Below are 1,338 nucleotides of genomic sequence, written 5' to 3'. Positions count from 1 at the left end.
CGGATGCTCCTATAGACGTCAAGCCGCAGGAGCAAGGTCGGTTTGCGTGATTCGTTCGGTTGGTGTGCTGGTGAGCGTGCGGTAGACCTCGCGGGCGACGAAGCGCTTGAGGCAGCGCGTGATGTCCTTCTTGGAGAGTCCTTCCTTGGTGCGCCGGGCGACGTAGGCGCGGGTGCGTTCGTCGTAGCGCATGCGGACCAGGACGATGGTGTGCAGGGCGTTGTTCGCGGCCCGGTCGCCGCCTCGGTTGAGGCGGTGGCGGTGGGTGCGGCCGGAGGATGCGGGTATCGGCGCGACCCCGGCAAGGTGTGCGAACGCGGCCTCGGAGCGCATCCGTTCGGGGTTGTCCCCGGCCGAGGCGAGGAGCTGGCCGGCGGTCTCGGGACCGACACCGAACAGCGCGAGCAGTTCCGGAGCGGCCTGCCTGACCAGTGGGCCGATCTCGGCGTCGAGTTCGCTGATCTCGTCGTCCAGGGCCTGGTGGCGCCGGGCCAGGCGTCGCAGGGCCGCCTTGGTCGCGGCGAGCGGCGTCGACAGGTCCGCGCCGGGCCGCAGCCGGGCGAGGGTGCGTATCAGTGCGGCCCGCTCCAGTACCGCGACCTGCTCGCGCAGCGCCGCCGGGGCGGACACGAGCATGCTGCGGATCTGGTTCATCGCCTGGGTACGGGCTTTGACCGCGCTGCGGCGGGTGACCCGCAGTACCCGGACGGCCTCGACCAGGCCGTCGCGGCTCTTGGGGACGCCGGTGGCCCGTCCGGAGGCCACCGCCGTGGCGGCGGCGTAGGCGTCGAGCGGGTCGGACTTGCCGCGCATGCGGCGGGTCTTGCGGTCCGGGCGGTCGACGTCGATGACCGTGACTCCGGCGGCGGTGAGCACCCGGGCGAGTTCGGCGCCGTAGGCGCCGGTGCCTTCCACGCCGACCGCGGCCAGGGTGCCGTGCGAGCGCATCCAGTCCAGTAGGTCCCGGTAGCCGCTGACCGTGGCGGGGAACTCCTGGTCGGCGAGGTGCCGGCCCAGCGGGTCGATCACCGCCGCGTGGTGGGTCAGGCCGTGGGTGTCGACTCCGCCGGTGATCTGGGGGCCGTCGTGCGTCATGCTGGTCATGTCCGTCCTTGCCGCTTGTCCGAGCCGAGGGCGGCACGCGCCGGTCGGGCGGGTGGACAAGACAGTGACGGGGCCTCTGGCCAGGCTCCTATGAAGTCACAGCGCCCGTCCGGCCGCGTGCGTGATGATGCCGCCGATGAGCCGACAAATCCGAAACAGGACAGCTGAAGCGTCAGTCAGTCGATGGGTCAGACCCACCGGCAACATCACCACGAACATCATCACTGTCAGTCG

The 1,338-nt window shown here is 71.0% G+C and carries 1 protein-coding gene; it reads right to left on the bottom strand.

The annotated features are described in order from the left end of the window. Positions 1–18 precede the first annotated feature (18 nt). A complete protein-coding gene (locus ABD330_RS32265; protein WP_344469875.1) occupies positions 19–1,095 on the bottom strand; it encodes an IS110 family RNA-guided transposase in 1,077 nt (358 codons plus the stop codon). Positions 1,096–1,338: the final 243 nt, after the last annotated feature.

Source organism: Kitasatospora kazusensis (genome assembly GCF_039529945.1).
GTDB classification, from domain to species: Bacteria; Actinomycetota; Actinomycetes; order Streptomycetales; family Streptomycetaceae; genus Kitasatospora; species Kitasatospora kazusensis.
This window is presented reverse-complemented; position numbering and strand designations above follow the sequence as displayed.

Bases quoted from the DNA above. Each gene is read 5' to 3' on its own strand.
- ABD330_RS32265 (WP_344469875.1), bottom strand. From the start codon at position 1,095: ATGACGCACGACGGCCCCCAGATCACCGGCGGAGTCGACACCCACGGC.